Genomic DNA, 20038 nt, shown 5'->3' with positions numbered 1-20038 from the left:
CGAGAAATGTACATGGCCGTGGCCTCTCCTTCAATGTTCGGGTTCGTAGCTAAAATCAGCTCCTTGACGCGTTCATCACTGAGTCTGTTCAGCAATTCCTTGAGTTTGATATCCTCAGGACCAATTCCCTCCATAGGAGATATCGCCCCGTGTAGCACATGGTAAAAACCATTAAACTCCTTGGTACGCTCCATAGCCACCAAATCCTTGGAATCCTGAACAACACAAATGACGGAAGTATCCCTTGTCTTATCCTGACAGATCCGACATGGGTCTGTGTCCGTAATGTTTCCGCAGACTGAACAGAAGTGAAGGTTACGTTTCACATTGACCAGCGCTTTGGCAAAGTCAATCACATCATCTTCCTTCATTTTCAGTACGTGAAAAGCCAACCGGGCAGCCGTCTTTGGCCCTACTCCCGGCAGGCGCGTAAAAGCGTCAATTAGCTTTGCAATCGGCTCCGGATAATACAATAGCGTGTTTCTCCTTTATGCAGCAGACTAGAACAAGCCCGGAATTTTCATGCCGCCTGTAAATTTACCCATATCATCATTAGCCAGTTCATCTGCTTTGGACAAAGCATCATTGACTGCAGTCAGCACAAGATCTTGCAACATTTCTACATCATCAGGATCTACAGCTTCCGGTTTGATCGTGATGGACAACACTTTTTTATGTCCATTTACCTCCACCGTCACAACACCGCCGCCAGAAGTTCCTTCGATTACTTTTCCGCCAAGTTCCTCCTGGGCTTTCAGCATTTGTTCCTGCATTTTTTTCACTTGCTTCATCATTTGGTTCATATTGTTCATTTCAATCATCTCCTTTAATGAAGTATACATCTAGACACTTGCTTTAATCTTTAATGACTACCAAATCTTCCCCGAAAAGTTGAATAGCTTCATCAATCCAGGGCTCCTTGGACTTTCCCGGCGCATCATGCTCCGGCTCTAGTTGCAATTCTTCGGCAGGCTGGTCGGAAACTCCTTCAATGGCAGCATTCCAATCCTTTTGCATCATCGTTACTAAACGATAAGGATGACCCAACTGCTCATGCAATACCTTCTCGATGACCTGCTTATTGGCAGGCTTTTCGGTAGTTTCACGATGAATATTGTTCTTAAATGCGACCAGCACACTGTCCTCTAACACAGAAACTGGCTCACCGTCCATAAACCAGGCATGAACCGTAACTTTCGCCTCTTTTACCCCTTGCAAAATCTGACTCCACTTACGCCCCGCAGCCGCGAATGCTTCGCTCGACTTCTCAGCGATATAGCGATCCAACTGGGAAGGGAGTTTGGCTGGTGCTGAAATCCGCGGAGCAGGGGCACGCCCCCCGGAAGCCTGGCGGCCACCCGACGATGCCTCCTGCCCCCCTCCCACGGCCAATCCACCTTGCAGCGCGCGTTCCAGTTTCTTTTCCAGTTCAGCAAGCTGGCGCTTCAACATTACGACATCTTCCTGGTCAGCTGCAGCGTCAGAGCGTCGTGCGGTCGGCTGAGCAACAGCACCTGCTTCCCCCGGAATACTACATAGCTTCAATAGAGCTACCTCAAACAAGGTTTGGGGCTGTACGGCATATTTCATCTCGCTCTGGTAACGATTAAGGGTGTCAATCATTGCAAAGAGTTGCTCCTTGGTAAAAGCATCTGCCACTTCCTTAAATCGCTCTGGATCCAGCACTCGCTCCGTCATTTTGGTCGCCTGAGGCACCATCTTGATCATTAGCAGATCTCGGAAATAGTACAGAAGATTCTCCATGCACTTATCTGCACTTTTACCTTCCTGCATAAAGCTCTCGATCATTTGGAGCACCGTGCCCACATCTTCTTTCAGCAATGCTAAGGCAAGCTTACCGAATTGCTCGGACGCAATACCTCCCGTCATGTCCAGCACCTGCTGATAAGTAACCCGACCATCTGTAAACGAGGATATCTGATCCAAAACGCTAACCGCATCTCGCATCCCGCCATCTGAAAGACGGGCAATGTACTGCAGTGCATCCGAATCAGCCTGTATGTTCTCCTGTTGACATATCAGGTCAAGCCGCTCTGTCTGTTCTTCCAGCGATACACGGCGGAAGTCAAACCGCTGGCAACGCGAAATAATGGTAGCCGGAATCCGATGTGGTTCAGTCGTAGCCAATATGAACATCACGTGTGGCGGCGGCTCTTCCAGCGTCTTGAGCAGCGCATTGAACGCTTCCGTCGTCAGCATGTGCACTTCATCAATGATATAAACCTTGTGCCGCACTTCTGTGGGCGCATATTTGACTTTATCGCGCAAATCACGAATCTCTTCAACGCCCCGGTTGGAGGCTGCATCAATCTCCTGTACATCCATGACCGCTCCGGCCGTGATCCGTTTACAGGCTTCGCATTCGTTGCAAGGTTCCGGCGCAGGTCCATGCTCACAGTTGATTGCCTTGGCCAAAATTTTGGCCGCACTCGTCTTACCTGTTCCTCGTGGACCGCTGAACAGGTAGGCATGGGACGTGCGATTTTCGCGGATGGCATTCTGCAATGTCTGGATAATATGCTGTTGTCCTACCATGTCCTTGAAAGCCTGCGGCCGCCAAGCACGGTACAACGCTATATGTTCCAATGCGCGTTACCCTCTTTCCCATTCACTTTCATGACCATTCATGGTCACTTCATTATACTATACTCCCGTCCGAATCTAAACCAGACACCTTCCAATTTATAAAACACAAAAAAACATCTTCGCAATGATTGCCAAGATGTTCTAATTACCAATATATACCGTGCACCTGTTATTGATCGTTGTGATCCGAGCGGCAATCCTGAACAGCAACTCGGGCTAGGCAACCCTCCGGCACAAGAGTGGGCCTGCTTATGGCTGCTTCCTTCCGGACCTGACCAGGTTCACAAGTACTCATTGCGGAGGACCCAGCCGTCAACATTGTGCGCAGGGACCAGCCTCACATCAACAACACCTCTAACAGGAATTCAACCTCGCTATAGCGGATTGCGAGTTACAGGGCACCGCTACCTCCCCATCTAGCACGGTGAAAATAAGTATATCTTAAGGCCGCATAAAAAGCAAATACACATTATTACAAAAAGAGCCCTCTGCAGTCGCAGAAGGCTCTAATAACTTTATAACTTGCGGTAATCCATTAGATACCGTATTTCTTTTTGAAACGATCCACGCGTCCACCAGCATCAATAAATTTCTGCTTGCCTGTGAAGAACGGGTGGCAGGCGGAGCAAATCTCCACACGCAGAGATCCTTTCACAGAACCAGTTTCAAACGAATTTCCGCAAGCACAAGTGACAGTAGTTACGTTAAATGTTGGTTGAATAGCTTGTTGCATTGAACTTTCACCTCTTTCCGCCCTGAACGTCCTATCAGTCCAGAGTTGTATGAACACATGTTCACATTATAGCACTTGAATATGAGCGTTTCAACAACTCTTTTCTGCATTCAGAAACAGCGCAAAACAGGTGTATTTCAATTGCTGTGTGACCGTTTTAGGCCTTGGCAAATTTAGGACGTGCCTGCCCTTGCGGCGGTACATGAGTGTATGAACCGATGACTACATCCGGCAGTTCCTCACGATAAATCTCAAGCATTTGCTTCATGCCAAGGATCTCACCTTGTGCAGGTGGAATCAATTCCAGATAGCTTTCAGGATCGATGTTCAAATTACGCATTTGAATCAGCCTGAGCTTAGTTCGTTTGGCAAATTCAATCATTGCCTCAATTTCTTCTTCTCGGTCAGTTACACCCGGAAAAATCAAATAATTAATCGACGTATATACACCCTGCTCAGAAGCATAACGAAGTGATTTTTCCACATTAGCCAACGTGTAACCGCGCGGCTTGTAATACGCATTGTAATGATCGTCCAGTGCACTAATGGTACTAACGCGCATCAGATCAAGACCCGCATCCACGATTCCCCGGATATGATCGCTCAATCCCGCATTCGTATTGATATTGATGTATCCCATATCCGTAATGGAACGCACCTCTTTGATCGAATCAATAATCAGTTTGGCTTGTGTGGAAGGCTCACCTTCGCAACCTTGACCAAAACTAATGATGGATTCCGGTGTCTTCAAATGTTCCAGCATAACTTCTACAATTTCTTCGACGCGAGGACGGAAGTTCATTCTTGTCTGCGGAGATACGAAGCCACTGTCATCTGGCTGTTCAGATATACACCCAAAGCAACCCGCATTACAAGAATAAGATACCGGAACTCCCCCCTCCCAGCGATTCAGGAATGTGTTCGAGGAAGTAAGGCATTCGTAGCCAAGCGCACAGTTAGACAAATGTTGGTACAGCCGATTTTCGGGATATTGCTCCGTCATCCGCTGAACACCCAATTTAACTTGATGGCGGTCACAGTTTTCCGGATTCCACTTGGACGGACTGTCACTCTGCTCAGCCGTTACATAAAATGCTCCGTCTTTCCAGACTACGGCCGAATAACCGAACAAGGGAAGCTTGTACTCCTTATCGGTCTTCACATATCCCGGCAGGCACAAGCGTGTAAAACCTTGCGGCAATAAAGCCCCTACTGCTTGCATATCTCCGGGAAGAGAAACCATTTCCCCTGTTTCAGGGTTCATACCGACCGGGCGAGTGCTGGGCAGGCTTACCAATGTAGCTCCTTCCGGTAACGGAATAAGCTCATCCTCCATGATTTCAACAATCATGTCTGCACTACGTGCAAGCCCATACAAAGAAGCATGATCATATACATTGCCTTTTTCGTCGGCATACACCAAATACATTTTGGAGCTCCTTTCGCTCCGTTAAGCCTACGCCATTAACAAAATGAATGATAACGACTGTGTACTTACGGAACAGATAAAATACATGAATGGGTTTTAGTTGGTTGAGGCCGGGACTGAGGCTGTGGTAGAACGCGTAGTTCTCCGTTGTTGCCCACCAGAACTGCTTTGCGAGCCACCGGAAGAAGGTGCCGCCAAATCAAACGAAGCCAGAAATTCAGCATTAGTCTTGCTATTACGCAGCTTTTTGAGGAAGCCTTCCACAAAATCATGGCTTTCCGTCATATTTTTACGAATGGCCCAGATCGTATCCAATTCTTCCTTGTTCAACAACACTTCCTCACGGCGTGTGCCGGAACGACGAATATCAATCGCAGGGAAGATACGACGTTCTGCCAGCTTGCGGTCCAAATGCAACTCCATGTTGCCTGTACCTTTAAACTCTTCATAAATGATATCGTCCATGCGTGATCCTGTATCAATCAGCGCTGTAGCAAGAATCGTCAAGCTACCGCCTTCCTCCACATTCCGAGCCGCACCAAAAAAGCGTTTTGGACGGTGAAATGCCGCCGGATCAATACCCCCACTCAAAGTACGACCAGAAGGAGGAATAACGAGATTGTACGCACGAGCCAAACGCGTGATGCTATCCAACAGGATGACAACATCCTTTTTATGTTCTACGAGACGTAGCGCACGCTCCAACACGAGTTCTGCCACTTTGATGTGATTTTCAGGAAGTTCGTCAAATGTAGAGGCCACAACTTCACCTTTAACAGAACGCTGCATGTCGGTCACTTCTTCAGGGCGTTCATCAATCAACAAGACAAAAAGCTCGATCTCGGGATTGTTGGTAGAAATGCTATTGGCAATTTCTTTGAGGAGAAGCGTCTTCCCAGCTTTGGGAGGTGCTACAATGAGTCCGCGCTGTCCAAGTCCGACAGGGGCCAGTACATCCATAATTCTCGTAGACAAATGGTTGGGGGAAGTTTCAAGGACTAATTTGGTTTGCGGATACAGTGGAGTCAGTGCAGGAAAGTGTAGCCGCTCAGCAGCTTGCTCAGGACTTCTTCCATTGACGGCGTTAACTTGAAGCAATCCAAAATATCGTTCATTCTCTTTTGGCGTTCGGCACTTACCGGAAACAAGATCGCCTGTTCTCAAGTCAAACTTGCGGATTTGTGAAGCAGAGATGTAAATATCTTCGGTACTCGGGAGATAATTGATCGGCCTCAGAAAGCCGTAACCTTCAGGAAGGATTTCCAGAACCCCTTGCATAAACATCAATCCGCTCTTCTCAGCTTGTGCACGCAGGATAGCGAAAATTAGTTCTTTCTTCTTGAGCGTTCCGTAGTACGGGATCTGGTATTGCTTGGCCAGCTTGTACAGGTCGGTCAGCTTCATTTCTTCCAGATCGGAAATTTGCAGATCCATATAATAACCACCTATTCAATTATTAAGTCCATTCATACATCTAAATGATAGACAATGATATCATAAACACCATTAACATAATTTTAACCAAAACAAATAAAGTTATGCAGCCATCTGCCTGGATTATACCGAATTATTCCGGTTTTCCGATAATTGATTGTTAGGTATGAACCACAATCTTTTATCAAGCAGCGGCTGCACAGGTGTTGCCCGTTCTATCGCTTTCGTTCCAGGAGTTCGAAAAAATTGCACGGCTTAATTATTCAGTCTGCCGCCATACATCCGCGCCCAAAAGACGCAGGTTAGAGACAAGGTGATCATAACCACGGTCAATGTACTCGACACCCGTCACCTCGGTTACGCCTTCGCTTACTGTAAGTCCAGCAATGACAAGGGCCGCTCCGGCGCGCAGATCTGCCGCTTTTACTTTAGCTGCATTCAATCGACCACCCTCTATAATGGCAGACCGACCCTCTACGCGAATTTTAGCCCCCATACGCACCAGCTCAGGGACGTGCTTAAAACGACTGCTGTACACAAAATCGCTCAATACACTGACACCCTGCGCTTGGGTAAGCAAGCTGGTCATGGGAGATTGTAAATCTGTGGCGAATCCGGGGTATATCAAGGCTTTAACGTCGACATGTTCATAAGAAGGTGCACCCAGTACGCGAATACTTTCATCATATTCCTCGATACCGATGCCCATTTCCTGCATTTTTGCAGTGAGAGCCTCCATATGTTTGGGGATTACGTTGTCAATCAATACATTTCCACGGGTTGCCGCAGCAGCAATCATGTATGTGCCCGCTTGTATACGGTCAGGTATAATGGAATGACGGCAGCCATGTAGCTCCGACACACCTTCAATTCGAATCGTCTCCGTACCGGCGCCTTTAATAATGGCCCCCATAGAGTTTAAAAGGGTTGCTACATCTATAATCTCAGGCTCTTTAGCCGCATTTTCGATAATTGTGGCGCCTTTGGCACGTGCTGCCGCCAGCATAATATTAATGGTAGCGCCTACGCTGCTAACATCCAAGTAAATCTTGGTTCCGCGCAGTTCTTTGGCGTGCAAATGAATAGCGCCGTGCTCGTTCGTAACCGTGGCACCCAGCGCTTCAAAACCTTTGATATGCTGATCAATGGGCCGGGGTTCGAAATTGCACCCTCCTGGCAAACCGATGATCGCTTCCTTGAATCTGCCCAGCATGGCTCCCATCATATAATAAGAGGCTCGTAATTTCTTAACAGGCCCATTCGGCATAGGAATGGATTTAATAGAGGATGGATCTATTTTCATCTGGCTACCTTCCCAGGCAACCGTTGCACCAAGTTCCTCCAGTATCTCGGAATACACCGCCACATCACTTAACAGTGGCAAATTGTCCAAAATGACTTCCGACTCTGCCAGAATGGCTGCGGGAATCAAGGCGATGGCACTGTTTTTGGCACCGCTGATGGAAACTGTACCCTGAAGCGGCCGTCCACCGGTGATCATCAATTTTTCCATAAGCTTGAGGGTCCCCCTACGTGTTTTGCAGTCGGTCAAACAATAATCTCAAATCAAAATTTTTAACTTTTTTAGTGGTGAAAATGGAAAGACACCGGCTAAGCGGTGTGCTTTCCATACCAAACTATTCAACTGTACAGATTTAAGTATTTTGTGCAGCAGAACTACAGCTACAACTAAGAAATACATCTAGCCTGTGCAGACGCACGACCAGTTTAACTTATTATTACGCTTTGTTGTTGGAACCGAACTCACGAATTTTACCGATAACGGTTTGTTTAATCGCTTCACGACCTGGAGCGATGAATGTACGTGGGTCATAAGCATCCGGTTTCTCAGCAAGCACTTCACGAACCACTTTCGCAAATACGATTTGGTTCTCAGTGTTTACATTGATTTTGGAAGTTCCCAAGGAGATTGCTTTTTTAATGTCATGTGTTGGGATGCCAGTACCACCGTGCAGAACGAGTGGAAGTTTGATTGCATTGCAGATCTCTTCCATTTCTTTGAATCCGAGGTTTGGCTCGCCTTTGTATGGTCCGTGTACGGAACCCAGTGCAGGTGCCAGTGTATCGATACCTGTTTCGTTAACGATACGCAGACAGTCGTCCAACTTAGCGTACATTACGTCGCCGACAACATCATCCTCTTGACCGCCAACCATTCCAACTTCAGCTTCAACAGAAACGCCTTTGGAATGAGCATATTCAACCACTTTTTTCGTTGTAGCAATGTTTGTGTCGATTGGGCTGTGGGAATCGTCAATCATAACGGATGTGAACCCAGCGTCGATAGCTTCTTTACATTTTTCAAAGCTGGAACCGTGGTCCAAATGGATCGCAACCGGAACGGTGATTTTCATGTCATGAATAAGACCTTCTACCATTTTAACTACAGTGTAGAATCCGCCCATGTGACGTGCTGCGCCTTCAGAAACACCCAAGATTACTGGGGATTTTTCTTCTTCAGCAGCGCCCAAAATAGCTTGAGTCCACTCCAGGTTATTAATGTTGTATTGACCTACTGCGTATTTTCCTTCGAGTGCTTTGTTCAACATGTCTTTCATAGATACCAATGGCATGGTTACAGTCCTCCTAAAGGTGTTTGGGTTTGTCTATATTTTTAGCCGACATCACATACGGGCTTATTATACCACAACCCATGTTAAATACTAAACAAGCTTTTGCATATCAACACATACAAAAATCACGCTCAGGACGCCGTTTTTCGATAGAATTGTATAAGGAGAGGATTTACTTTCAGTATTTCCCATAATCACAAACAAAAAACCCTGTTGTGTTAACAGAGTTCTCAACCACCGTGACTCACCTAGTCACCTCTGAGTTGTTTGTTCACAGCAATCCGCATTTCGTCAATATCAAAGGGCTTGGTAAAATGCATTAGCGCACCTAGCTCCGTCGCCTCTTTAATCATGTCCAGTTCTCCATATGCTGTCATCATAATAACCTTGATATCGGGATTCATGGTTTTTAGATGTTTCAGAATTTCGAGTCCGTCCATACCTGGAATTTTCATATCGAGCAGAACCAGATCAGGTGGTTCCTTCTCAACAATTTCAAGTGCAATTTTCCCGTTCGCCGCCTGAAAGGTCTCATAACCCTCACTTCCGAACACTTCCATCAGTAAAATCCGTATTCCATTCTGGTCATCGACGATTAATACTTTCTTCTTTTCCAATGTTTTAACCTCCTAAGATCTTAAAACGAGGATCATGCAGCTATTGCCATAACAGCGTCCGATGACGTACAATATCCGTCCCATACCTAAAACTATATTCGCTCCTGCAAAAAGAAAATCCTTCTCTAATACATAATTGTGGAATATTCTTTCATAATCAGGAAGCATGGGATAAAAAAAGACCTCCCGTAGGAGGTCTTTCAAGCCGTAGCATTAACCTTGAAGCTGCAATGCTGCCTTTACAAATTCACGGAACAAAGGCTGCGGACGATTCGGACGGGAAGTAAATTCCGGGTGGAATTGTACCGCCAGGAACCACGGATGCTCAGGGAGCTCCACGATTTCCACCAAGCGTCCATCCGGTGAAGTACCGGAAATGCGAAGACCCGCTTTTTCAATAACTTCACGATATTCGTTATTGAATTCGTACCGATGACGGTGTCTTTCGTACACCAGCTCGTCGTTGTAGCAAGCCGAAGCCAGGGAACCTTCCACCAGTTTGCATGGATACAAGCCAAGACGCATCGTACCGCCCAGATCTTCGATGTCTTTTTGGTCGGGAAGCAAGTCAATGACAGGATAATCCGTTGCCGGATTAATTTCCGAGCTGTTGGCTCCTTCGAGACCAGCCAGGGAACGTGCAACCTCAATGACAGATACCTGCATACCCAGACAAATACCGAAGAACGGAATTTTTTGCTCCCGTGCATAACGGATAGTACTAATTTTGCCTTCAATTCCGCGATCGCCGAAGCCACCTGGTACGAGAATGCCGCCAATGCCGCCCAGCATGTCAGCTACGTTCTCGTCCGTCACTTCTTCAGCGTTCACCCAACGGATTTTTACGTCTGCATTCGCATCAAATCCAGCGTGCGAAAGTGATTCAACCACACTTAAATAAGCATCATGTAATGCAACATATTTACCAACAATAGCAATTTCAACCGTTTTATCCAGCTTGCTGATTCGATCAACTAACCCTTCCCATTCGGTCATATCTGGTGCAGGTGTTGTCAGCTTGAGATGGTTAACTACGATTTCGTCCAAGCCTTCTTCACGTAGGTTCAACGGAACCTCGTAGAGGGTTGAAGCATCGCGGCATTCTACCACTGCATTCGCATCAATATCGCAGAACAATGCAATTTTAGCCTTCATATCGGAGGACAGTTCATGCTCTGTACGGCAAACAATGACATTCGGTTGGATGCCGATGCTGCGCAGTTCTTTTACACTGTGCTGGGTTGGCTTGGTTTTAACCTCACCAGCAGCTTTAATATAAGGAATGAGCGTTACGTGAATATACATCACATTTTCGCGCCCAACTTCGCTTTTGAGCTGACGAATAGCTTCCAAAAATGGCAAGCTCTCAATATCGCCCACAGTACCGCCGATTTCTGTAATAATTACGTCCGAACCCGCTTCACGGCCTGCACGGTACACGCGCTCCTTGATTTCGTTCGTAATATGAGGGATAACCTGCACCGTACCGCCCAAATATTCTCCGCGACGCTCTTTGCTGATTACGCTGGAATATACCTTGCCTGTTGTGACATTGCTGTTCTTGGACAGATTAATATCAATAAAGCGCTCATAGTGTCCCAAGTCAAGGTCCGTTTCCGCACCATCATCCGTTACAAACACTTCACCGTGCTGGTAAGGACTCATCGTACCCGGATCGACATTCAGGTAAGGGTCAAATTTTTGAATCGTTACCTTCAGTCCCCTGTTCTTCAAAAGCCTCCCCAGTGAAGCTGCCGTAATCCCTTTGCCCAAGGAAGACACAACCCCGCCTGTCACAAAAATATACTTTGTCACTGTTCAAAACCCTCCTAGATAAGATGCAAAATTCAGGCGACATTATGATGTTATCGTAACCCGTTTGCACGGATTATCATCCATGAAGAAGGCAGCGGAATCATTTTCCATGTCCGCCGCCCTTAGCCTTCTTTCATGAGTGAAAACACCCCTATAAAAAACAAAAAAGCACTCCCGTAGTACGGGGCACTTTTATAAAAAAAGCAAACATATAAGTGAATCAATCATAAGCCCAAGCAATAGTTTACCCCGTGTCCAATCCGCTGTCAAGGAAGTTATATGTGTTAATTTGTCCATTGAACCAGATTGGAGAGAATCCACCTGAAAGCTTTAAATCAGAAGAGGTTTTCAATAAAACGGTCATGAAAAAGGGGAGAACGCATCTCCCCTTGCAGCCTGTTCCTAACGAAGTGAATCGTCGTCTTCCGTCGACTCATCGTCATTTTCATCTTCTGAATCTTCCTCATCACTGAGGTCCTCGTCGTCTATAACCACGTCTTCATCACTATCATCATCATCTTCTCCGTCGAACAGCTCGTCTTCGCCGTCCTCGTCTTCGCTATCTGCATCGAAGTCGTCATCAGAGTTGTATGTTTCTTCTTCATGATAGTCATCTTCGTCGTCATCGTCTTCGTCGTTAATAATACGAGGACGCTTGGCGCCTGTCAGGGCATCTTCGGATTTATCTACCGGATACCAACGTTTCAAGCCCCACAGATTCGTACCGACACAGGCAAAACGCCCGTCAATGTTGATTTCAGTATATAGCTGAGCAATAACGTCATTAATTTCTTCGTCAGACAAGCCGCGCAATTTGGCGACTTCCTTCATCAGGTCACGGTAATAATATGGAGTATTGGCTGCTTTCAATACCATAAATGCCAAGTCCACCATTGGAGTCTCGTGGACTTTCTCCGGGTCAATCTTCAAGTTGAGTGGGGTACTCACCTAGGGACACTTCCTCTCACACGTAATTCACAAGAACATGTTTCAGAGCATACACGATACATGCAATACTAACATATCCATTATCAAAACTAAGTAAAACCTATTTGGAAGCAAATTGCAAGTTAAAGATGGGTATCGTCATAATTTCCAGGAATATCCCCCTAAACAAGACGGCACACGTAAAAAGACGGGGTCCCCCCCGTCTTCGACTGTACCCGCTTCGGGAGAACCCCCCAAAGTTGTTGCACAAGAGCTTATGCCCTCCATGTATCGTATGTGTCCACATCCACTTTGACACGACAAGCAGGCCTATTTACTTAAAAAAGGGGCAGGTTTCCCATGCCGCAGCTGACGCTTGCTCATACTATACCTCAGCATGGCTCATCGGAGGGGGACCGTCTCAAATGGACTATCCGGATTTTTTGCAGCGTTTGCATGAGGGTATTTCGGAGCCGTCCGGCAGTGGACGGAACAAACAGATCATCACGTTCGATAAGCCTCACCAATACCGGGAATGCCTGTCCTATCTCAGGAAGCTGAAACCCGAGCTTGCGGGATTACGGCAAGTACAACCGGCCAGACTAATCCGTGCTTTAATCGCTCCGCTTTCAGGGGGAGACAGGCTGGGCAAATATCACAACGGTGTTACCGTTGAAGAAGATACCCGCATGAAGGTTCACGCTGAAACTGCTCATATACCAAAAGCAGAGAAGAACCTTTCCATGCCATGGGGAGTCAAACAGGTACGTGCATACAAGGCTTGGCCTTCCTCGACAGGGAATCGGGTCAGAATCGGTGTAATCGACACAGGAGCGGATTTTCAACATCCTGATCTTCGCCATTCTCTCGCCAGAGGTATTAATTTGCTTAACCGAACCATGCTACCCTATGACGATAATGGCCATGGTACTCATATTGCTGGAACTATCGCGGCGTCCAACTATGACGAAGGTATGGTGGGCGTAGCACCACGAGCTTTAATTCATCCCGTAAAAGCATTTGATCATAATGGAGCCGCCTACGTCTCCGATATCATTCTTGGTATCGACTGGTGTGTATTAAATCGTGTCGATATCATCAATATGAGCTTTGGTATGAAGTCGCGCAGCAAGGCATTACTTGATATGGTGAATAAGGCATATCATAACGGCATCGTCGTTGTAGCGTCCTCAGGAAACGAGGGCAAGCGCCGAAGTATTGACTACCCCGCCCGCTATTCCCAGACGATCTCAGTGGGGGCTACCGACAAATACAGACGCATTGCACCTTTCAGCAACCGAGGGCAATTTGTAGACGTGTACGCACCTGGCGAAAAGATCACATCCTCCTGGATCCATGGCAAGCATCACGAAATGAGTGGTACCTCTATGGCTACTTCCCATGTGACCGGAAGCATCGCACTTCTCCTTTCACTGAGGCCGGAACTGGGGCCTGGAGAAATCAAGGCGTTGCTTAAGCGTACCGCCACACCACTACGCCTGCGCAAAAGCGCTGGACGTAGCTCTATCTCGACCAAACTTGGCGAAGTCGATGCCTTCCGGTTGATGCAGGAGGGCACAAAGTGAATGATGATGTGATGCTAAACCTCTAGTGTATCGCCTGGCTCCAGAGAGTGAACTTTTCTGGAAGGACCTTCACATCCACTATTTTCTTCTCTTATCAACTCATCTCGTACCAGGTCAGTCTGCAGCTTCGGCGCATGAACGAGTACAACCTGTTTGCTAGGCAGCTCCTTCAGCATTTGCCGCACATCTGATAATCCCTGATGCACCTTATAAATCAAATGCCGAGCTACACAGCTGTTATTTTGATCCACACGTTCCAACAGATATTTGCCAAAAGAACCATGTGGAGCATGCCCGGTCAATATAACACTGTTGCTGATTCTTTCTCCGCTATCATTACCCTCCCCCATGTTGCGGTTATCCGATAGATACTGATAGTACCAGCGCGCCTGTGGGGAATCCATCATGCCGTCTCTTGTTATGATAATAGCCGTTGGGTTCTGTTCCAGCAGACTCACTCGTTCCGCAGCATCACGAGGCACGAAGACCCTGTCACTGTTTAGCACATGTTTTATTCGCGCTAGAGCTTCCGGACGCAGCCATTCTTTCCAGCGGTTTAACTGTTTCAATCCCTGCCATATGTCGTGCTCTACAATCATTGCCTGTTCAGGGAATTGCTCACTAGCCCATACAATCAAGTCCTGTCCTCTGCCAAAGGCAGGCACCGGCAACAACACATGGCCACCAGACCATAATATCCGCTCCATCTCGACCCTCAGCCGCTCCAGCTTAACAGGCTGCGGGTCTATATCCATGCCATACGCATTGTCCATAATGGATATGTCCGCTAGATTGGGCTCTGACTTCCATTCAGGCAGGTCATGCAGCCCCTCCCCAACACCCAAGTCTGGCGCATCGGCAGCAAGAAGCTCAGATTCGCGGCTGTAATCTCCAGAAAAAAACAACCGCTTCCCTTCCATTTCTACCACATACCATACTGCACCAGCCAAATGTCCACTGCGTCCCCACATGATTCTCATACTCGGACAAGCCTCAAGCCATTCTCCTGCTGGCGCCTCATCTTCTAGATAGCGATAAGCAATGGATTGGATGTTCTGTTCGTCGTATGGTAGTTCTGCTCCTCTTGATTCAACATAAGTATGCCAGGAGCGAAAATAGGAGCCTAACTGCTCAGCAGTGGCCTTGGTCGTCCAGACCTCCCCCTGGTATCCATACTTGTACAGTAGGGGGAGTGCCATGGAATGATCCTCATGTGCATGAGACAGCAATACAGCGGTCAGTCTCTCCGCCACCTGCGGTGGGAAAACCGGATATTGTCCGGTTCCTTCCTTTTTCACGCCACAATCCAGCATGACGCGATGCTGTTTTCCTTCAAAAACATAGCAGGAACGGCCATGTTCGCCCGCCCCTCCCCAAATCCTAAGCTTAGTCATGATTATTTCCACTTTCTTCGCGAGTTTAAGCTTTCCATTAAGATCAGTAGCAACGTGGTCATTCCGACCGATATGACAGCCATCGCCATCCCAAGCGACACCTGTCCCTGTTCAAATTGTGCAAATATGTAGGTTGCTGACGTCTGAACGGATGGTGGCAAAATCAGTAATGATCCTACCAATTCGCGTGAAGCAATGGTAAATGTCAACATCCAACCAGCGAGCATTCCCGGTACAATCAGCGGCAGTACAATCCGGCGGAATATATAAGACAGTCGCCCGCCAAATACCTGCCCCGCCTGAAAAAGGCCAGCGTCCACCTGTGTAAAGGCGCTTTTGACATACTGCACAGTATAAGGAACAAACAAGATAACATACGTCAGAATGACCATGCCGTATGTGTTATACAATGGAATCGGCATCCATGGTGAGTTCCACCACAAAATCAGGCCCACCACCATAACAATTCCCGGCACCGTATTCGGAAGCAAACTAAATGCATCAACCGTCCGTTGGATTCTTGTGCGTGAGCCGCCAATGACAAGTGCAAACCAAGTGCCCAGCACCACAGCAAGCGTCGATGCGCCCAAAGAGAGAAATACGCTGTTCAGGAGCGCCTCCATACTCTCTGATCCCCAAGACAGCAGTTCCTTGTAAGAGTCGAGCGTCAAATTATCCCAGGCAAGTCCCATTCCCCTCAGCTTCATCGTCGAGGCTGAAAGAATTGAAAAATAAGGAATGCCAATGGACGCAATGAGCAACAATAGAATGAATGCAACACTCAGCCCCGTAGTCCAACCGGATATACGAAGACGGGACGGACGCGAACCTTTACCACCTACCAGCCTATACGTAAACTTCCGGTTGATCACCGACTGCGCATACCACATGAGCAGGCAGGCGGTTAACAGCACAGAGGCCATCGACGTCGCTTTGCTAAAATCTATGGGCCAGCTAGAAATGTATTTGTGGATTTCTGAAGTCATGACCTCATACCCGATACGTCGCCCAAAGGTAGCGGGGGTGCCAAACTCGGCAATCGTTTTAACGAAAATGAGCAGCGCGCCCATTCCGTAAGCCGAAAGCAGCAGCGGTAAAATGATTCGACGGAATCTGTACAGAAAGCCGCCGCCCATTACGGCACCCGCCTCCTCCAGACTCCCGCCAATCCTCACCAGCGCCCCGCGCAGCAGCAGGTACAGGAATGGAAATAGATGTAGGCTCATGATCATCACCATGCCACCAAGGCTAAAGAAGGATGGCGTTAAGAAATACAGGTCCGGGAACAACTGCTCCAGATATCCGTTTTTTTGCATAAACAGAATCCAGCCCATGGACCCGATATAGGGCGGGGTCATAAACGGAATTAGCAGCACGACATCCAACCAGCGCCAGTGCGCAAGACGAGTGTTGGACATGATCCAGGCTAGCGGAAGTGCAAGTACCGTTGTTCCTGCAATCACACAGATACCTAGCCAAATCGAGCTGAATAGCACTCCCGCAAATGGTGAAGCAGCTAACGTTCGAAAAGGTGCATCCCACTGAAATTCTTCATCAACATACACACTTTGGATAAAGATTTGCAGCAACGGCATCACAATCAAGAAAAGAAGCGCGATCAGAGCCAGCGTCAGACACCACGCTCTGATGTGTTTAACGGATAAGCCTCCCATCGGCTTATTTGAACATTTGCGTGAACTTCTCTGTCACGTCTGATCCATGTTCGCCCATCCATTCCCAATTGGTTTTCAGCAATGGGATCTCGTCCAGATTGGCACGCTTGTCAGCTTTGATATCCGTGCGGCCCGGGAGTAAGGAGGCATCCGCTACTAGTTTCTGTGCGTCGTCCGACAACAGATAGTCAATAAATGCCTTGGCATTCTGCTCATGCTGCGTTGACTTGAGAATTGCAGCAGGACGTGGGCTGATGACGGTTCCCTCTGTTGGATAGACGATGTCAATCGGCTCGCCTTTGGCTTTAGCCTTGTAGGTCATGTAATCGACCGCAGCAACGACTATACCTTTAGCTCCGGTAATCACGGGGTCCAGCGCTTCCTGATTGGCACCAGCCATGGCCACACCGTTTGCCTTGTACTGCTCAAACAACGTCCAGCCTCCATCGCCCTTGGCGCTCAGATAGCCTGTCATAAAGTCCAATGCTGAGCCGGACAGTGATGGGTCGGGGATGTTAACCTGATCCTTGTACTCAGGCTTCGCTAAATCGGCCCATGAAGTTGGTGGTGTTTTCACCAGCTTTGTGTTATACGCAATGCCCAGAGCAGAAGCACTGGTACTGAAGTAGTTGCCCTCCTTATCGGACCAGTCTGGATTTAGCTTGTCCGCGTTTTTGGCATCCGGGTAAGGCAGTGTTAGTCCTTCCTTTTTCAAGCCTTGTACAGACGGAAGCGATGCCAGCACAACCACGTCCGCTACCGGATTCGTCTTCTCGGCTTCCATACGGGCCAAAATTTTTCCTGTCGTTCCCTGAAACAACTCTACCTTCACTCCGCTCTGCGCCTCATATCCTGCTATCAGCTTTTTCGCCAGTCCATCCGGGCCTGCGCTGTAGACCACCAACTTCTGATCGGTGGATGCCGCCTCCGCTTGTCCTGCTGATCCATTAGCTGGCGCCCCATCCTTGGTTGGCGTTGCTGTTCCGCAACCCGCCACAGCGAGTCCAAAAGTCAAGGTTAATGCGAGCATCGTCCCTTTTTTCCATCCTGTACGAAAAACATGCCTATTCATCATCTTATATATACCCCTTTTCCTTATGCTTCAAGTTGGTGGATGTGTTGCGGTGATACCCAAATGTGCATTTTTTCGCCAATCGGCAAGCGGGTGGAGTGATATGCAGTCCATTGCTCACCGTTCTCGGCTAGTATACGAATTTCATAACGATCGCCGACATAGCTGACATGCAGGATCTCTACTGTAAAAGCGTGCTGATCCGCTTGCTCCTGTTCCCAACGGACATGTTCAGGACGAAACAGTGTCCGTTCCAACTCCAGCCAGTTGGATTTGCCGATAAACCTCGCCACCTCTGGATGAGCTGGGCAACCGTAGATCACCTCTGGTGTTCCGGTCTGCAAAATATGTCCATTTTTCATAACAACCACTTCATCAGACATGGACATGGCCTCGATCTGATCATGGGTGACATATAGGGCGGTCAGCCCCAGATCGCGCACAAGCGACAACATCTCAATGCGCATCTCCTCCCGTAGCACCGCATCCAGCGCACTGAGAGGCTCGTCGAACAACACCAGTCGAGGCCGGATAGCAACCGCTCTTGCGAAGGCAACCCGCTGCTGCTGACCACCGGACAGCTGATGAGGATACCGATCCTCCATCCCTGACAATCTGACCATGTCGAGCGCCTCCAGCACCACTGTCCGCAGTTCCTTGTCTCGGGCGCTGGCAAACCCTTTCCCCCGCTTGCCCGCACGCAGGCCGAAGGCCACATTTTCAAACACCGTCATATGCGGCCACAGAGCGAAATCCTGAAAGACCATACCAAAGTGGCGGAGATGTGCGGGAATATCCTTTTTGCGTTCAGCCGAAAAAAGAATTTCCTCTCCCATCGTGATTGTGCCGGTATCCGGTGTCTCCAGACCAGCAATCAAGCGCAAGAGCGTTGTTTTCCCACATCCGGACGGTCCGAGCAGTGTTGTGAATTTACCCCGTCGTACGACCAGATTCGTCTCATGCAGCGCTGTTATTTGGCTGAAGGTTTTACTTAATCCGTGAATATATAGATCCTGATTCATCGCATTACCTGCCTGTTCTTCTGACTGACCCCAGTGTAAAACTTGAATTCGCAAGCTGTGTTATTGGAAAGTTAAAACAAAATTAATTATTTCAATGAATTGTGTTAACACTCATAGATTTAATCTATATAGAGGGGATTGATGCTGCTACCCATACAAATAGGCATGATTGTTCGATTAACCTGAAAGCGAGGCATTCTAAGTGAATTTAAGTCTTCTAAAGTTACATATTGTAGAACTGCTGAATAAGCACCATAAAATTACCACGGTCGCCGAGCTTCTTGGCCTAAAGCAACCCACTGTTACTTTTCATATGAAAAATCTGGAGCGTGAATTCGGCGTAAAGCTGTTTGACACACGCATGGGCAAAATCATCCTGACGGATGCTGGAAATGCGCTACTGCACTATGCCAGCAAAATTAATGCACTGGCTGCTGAAGCTGAGCGAGTCGTCCGCGAGTTCGATACGCTCCAGCGGGGAAGCATACGTATTGGCGCAAGCTATGTACCCGCTACCTACTTGCTTCCTGCTGTGTTGCACCGCTTTGCCCGTGAGCATCCGGGCATTCACATCGCCTTGTCTGTGAAAACTGCGCCCGTGATCAAGGACATGCTCGCTCGTCACGAAATTGATCTTGGCATCATTTCGGCAGAGCCGTTTCAATCCCCAACGCTACTCTCAGAATCCTTGGGCGAAGATGAACTGATGCTCATCTGCTCACCCACTCATCCGCTCGCCAACGAAACCGATTTGACACCCGAGCTTATCGCTTCTTCCTCCTTCGTATTACATGGCAAGGATTCCAGCACACGCCACGTGACCGACAAATGGCTGGAGCGTGGGAGTCGGCGACTTCCCTCCTATCTGGAGTTGGATTCACTGGAAGCCATCAAACATGCGGTTATGCTGGGAGAACACATCTCCTTTGTCTCTCGCATTGCCGTTCAGTCAGAGGTTGAGCGGGGCTTACTGGTTGTAAGACCTATTCCGGGGCAGTCTGTTGAGCGGTATATTTATATGGTCAGCAACAAAGACCGCCATCGCTCGGCGCTCATTCACAGATTCACCGAATATTTATCATGGAACCAAGATTAAATCTTACCTGTCATATAGAAATTATGTCTTTTTTTTACC

17 protein-coding genes and 1 other RNA gene (1 of these 18 running past the window's edge) are annotated in these 20038 nt (G+C 47.9%); 2 read left to right on the top strand and 16 right to left on the bottom strand.

What is annotated here, in order from left to right:
- The 12 genes from recR to rpoE form a co-directional block, all read right to left on the bottom strand.
- A protein-coding gene (gene recR, locus MKY16_RS00735) for a recombination mediator RecR (protein WP_013308227.1) crosses the window boundary here: on the bottom strand, positions 1–473 show its 5' portion. Its footprint begins 127 nt before the window's first position; 473 of the gene's 600 nt are visible here — the first part of the coding sequence; the start codon lies at positions 471–473; its stop codon lies beyond the left edge, outside the window.
- Positions 474–500: 27 nt separating this feature from the next.
- Complete coding sequence (locus MKY16_RS00730) at positions 501–812, bottom strand: YbaB/EbfC family nucleoid-associated protein (protein WP_013308226.1); 312 nt, start codon at positions 810–812, stop codon at positions 501–503.
- 43 nt (positions 813–855) lie between these two features.
- Complete coding sequence (gene dnaX, locus MKY16_RS00725) at positions 856–2607, bottom strand: DNA polymerase III subunit gamma/tau (protein WP_340953638.1); 1752 nt, start codon at positions 2605–2607, stop codon at positions 856–858.
- Between the two features lie 158 nt (positions 2608–2765).
- An RNA gene (gene ffs / locus MKY16_RS00720) (signal recognition particle sRNA large type) lies at positions 2766–3032 on the bottom strand.
- 110 nt (positions 3033–3142) lie between these two features.
- Complete coding sequence (gene rpmE, locus MKY16_RS00715; protein WP_013308223.1) at positions 3143–3340, bottom strand: 50S ribosomal protein L31; 198 nt, start codon at positions 3338–3340, stop codon at positions 3143–3145.
- 157 nt (positions 3341–3497) lie between these two features.
- A complete protein-coding gene (locus MKY16_RS00710; RefSeq protein WP_029514889.1) occupies positions 3498–4769 on the bottom strand; it encodes a radical SAM protein in 1272 nt (423 codons plus the stop codon).
- Between the two features lie 96 nt (positions 4770–4865).
- Positions 4866–6203, bottom strand: a complete 1338-nt coding sequence (gene rho, locus MKY16_RS00705; RefSeq protein WP_029514891.1) for a transcription termination factor Rho — start codon at positions 6201–6203, stop codon at positions 4866–4868.
- Positions 6204–6462: 259 nt separating this feature from the next.
- Positions 6463–7716 carry a UDP-N-acetylglucosamine 1-carboxyvinyltransferase gene (locus MKY16_RS00700; RefSeq protein WP_029514892.1) on the bottom strand — a complete coding sequence of 418 codons (1254 nt, stop codon included), beginning with the start codon at positions 7714–7716 and terminating at the stop codon, positions 6463–6465.
- A gap of 226 nt (positions 7717–7942) precedes the next feature.
- Complete coding sequence (gene fba, locus MKY16_RS00695) at positions 7943–8797, bottom strand: class II fructose-1,6-bisphosphate aldolase (protein ID WP_013308219.1); 855 nt, start codon at positions 8795–8797, stop codon at positions 7943–7945.
- Between the two features lie 248 nt (positions 8798–9045).
- A complete protein-coding gene (locus MKY16_RS00690; protein WP_013308218.1) occupies positions 9046–9414 on the bottom strand; it encodes a response regulator in 369 nt (122 codons plus the stop codon).
- Between the two features lie 213 nt (positions 9415–9627).
- A complete protein-coding gene (locus tag MKY16_RS00685) occupies positions 9628–11229 on the bottom strand; it encodes a CTP synthase (RefSeq protein WP_013368772.1) in 1602 nt (533 codons plus the stop codon).
- 402 nt (positions 11230–11631) lie between these two features.
- The gene (gene rpoE / locus MKY16_RS00680) at positions 11632–12177 is read right to left on the bottom strand and encodes a DNA-directed RNA polymerase subunit delta (RefSeq protein WP_029514893.1); all 546 of its coding nucleotides are present in this window, start codon (positions 12175–12177) and stop codon (positions 11632–11634) included.
- Positions 12178–12581: 404 nt separating this feature from the next.
- On the opposite strand from rpoE, the gene MKY16_RS00675 reads away from it, so the two are divergent.
- The gene (locus MKY16_RS00675) at positions 12582–13742 is read left to right on the top strand and encodes a S8 family peptidase (RefSeq protein WP_029514895.1); all 1161 of its coding nucleotides are present in this window, start codon (positions 12582–12584) and stop codon (positions 13740–13742) included.
- A gap of 14 nt (positions 13743–13756) precedes the next feature.
- Here MKY16_RS00675 and MKY16_RS00670 read toward each other — a convergent pair whose 3' ends face one another.
- The 4 genes from MKY16_RS00670 to MKY16_RS00655 are packed head-to-tail and all read right to left on the bottom strand — an operon-like array spanning position 13757 to position 18903.
- A complete protein-coding gene (locus MKY16_RS00670) occupies positions 13757–15142 on the bottom strand; it encodes an MBL fold metallo-hydrolase (protein ID WP_029514896.1) in 1386 nt (461 codons plus the stop codon).
- Complete coding sequence (locus MKY16_RS00665; protein ID WP_340953636.1) at positions 15139–16809, bottom strand: ABC transporter permease; 1671 nt, start codon at positions 16807–16809, stop codon at positions 15139–15141. Before MKY16_RS00665 ends, MKY16_RS00670 begins: the two co-directional genes overlap by 4 nt.
- Positions 16810–16813: 4 nt before the next feature.
- On the bottom strand, positions 16814–17884 hold the full coding sequence (locus MKY16_RS00660; protein ID WP_029514900.1) for an ABC transporter substrate-binding protein: 1071 nt from the start codon (positions 17882–17884) through the stop codon (positions 16814–16816).
- A gap of 20 nt (positions 17885–17904) precedes the next feature.
- Positions 17905–18903 (bottom strand): ABC transporter ATP-binding protein, encoded by a 999-nt coding sequence (locus MKY16_RS00655; RefSeq protein ID WP_340953634.1) that lies wholly within the window; start codon positions 18901–18903, stop codon positions 17905–17907.
- A gap of 202 nt (positions 18904–19105) precedes the next feature.
- Between MKY16_RS00655 and MKY16_RS00650 the strand changes: the two genes are divergently transcribed.
- On the top strand, positions 19106–19999 hold the full coding sequence (locus tag MKY16_RS00650; protein WP_340953631.1) for a LysR family transcriptional regulator: 894 nt from the start codon (positions 19106–19108) through the stop codon (positions 19997–19999).
- Positions 20000–20038 lie beyond the last annotated feature (39 nt).

This window comes from Paenibacillus sp. FSL L8-0641 (assembly GCF_038006265.1).
GTDB lineage: Bacteria > Bacillota > Bacilli > Paenibacillales > Paenibacillaceae > Paenibacillus > Paenibacillus polymyxa_D.
Note: the sequence above shows the minus strand (reverse complement) of the source record. Positions and strands in the feature narration are given on the sequence as shown.

What these genes read in the sequence shown, in the direction of transcription:
- MKY16_RS00730 (WP_013308226.1), bottom strand. Translation starts at nt 812, where the DNA reads ATGAACAATATGAACCAAATGATGAAGCAAGTGAAAAAAATGCAGGAA.
- rpmE (WP_013308223.1), bottom strand. Translation starts at nt 3,340, where the DNA reads ATGCAACAAGCTATTCAACCAACATTTAACGTAACTACTGTCACTTGT.
- MKY16_RS00710 (WP_029514889.1), bottom strand. Translation starts at nt 4,769, where the DNA reads ATGTATTTGGTGTATGCCGACGAAAAAGGCAATGTATATGATCATGCT.
- rho (WP_029514891.1), bottom strand. Translation starts at nt 6,203, where the DNA reads ATGGATCTGCAAATTTCCGATCTGGAAGAAATGAAGCTGACCGACCTG.
- MKY16_RS00700 (WP_029514892.1), bottom strand. Translation starts at nt 7,716, where the DNA reads ATGGAAAAATTGATGATCACCGGTGGACGGCCGCTTCAGGGTACAGTT.
- fba (WP_013308219.1), bottom strand. Translation starts at nt 8,797, where the DNA reads ATGCCATTGGTATCTATGAAAGACATGTTGAACAAAGCACTCGAAGGA.
- MKY16_RS00675 (WP_029514895.1), top strand. Translation starts at nt 12,582, where the DNA reads ATGGACTATCCGGATTTTTTGCAGCGTTTGCATGAGGGTATTTCGGAG.
- MKY16_RS00665 (WP_340953636.1), bottom strand. Translation starts at nt 16,809, where the DNA reads ATGGGAGGCTTATCCGTTAAACACATCAGAGCGTGGTGTCTGACGCTG.
- MKY16_RS00660 (WP_029514900.1), bottom strand. Translation starts at nt 17,884, where the DNA reads ATGATGAATAGGCATGTTTTTCGTACAGGATGGAAAAAAGGGACGATG.
- MKY16_RS00655 (WP_340953634.1), bottom strand. Translation starts at nt 18,903, where the DNA reads ATGAATCAGGATCTATATATTCACGGATTAAGTAAAACCTTCAGCCAA.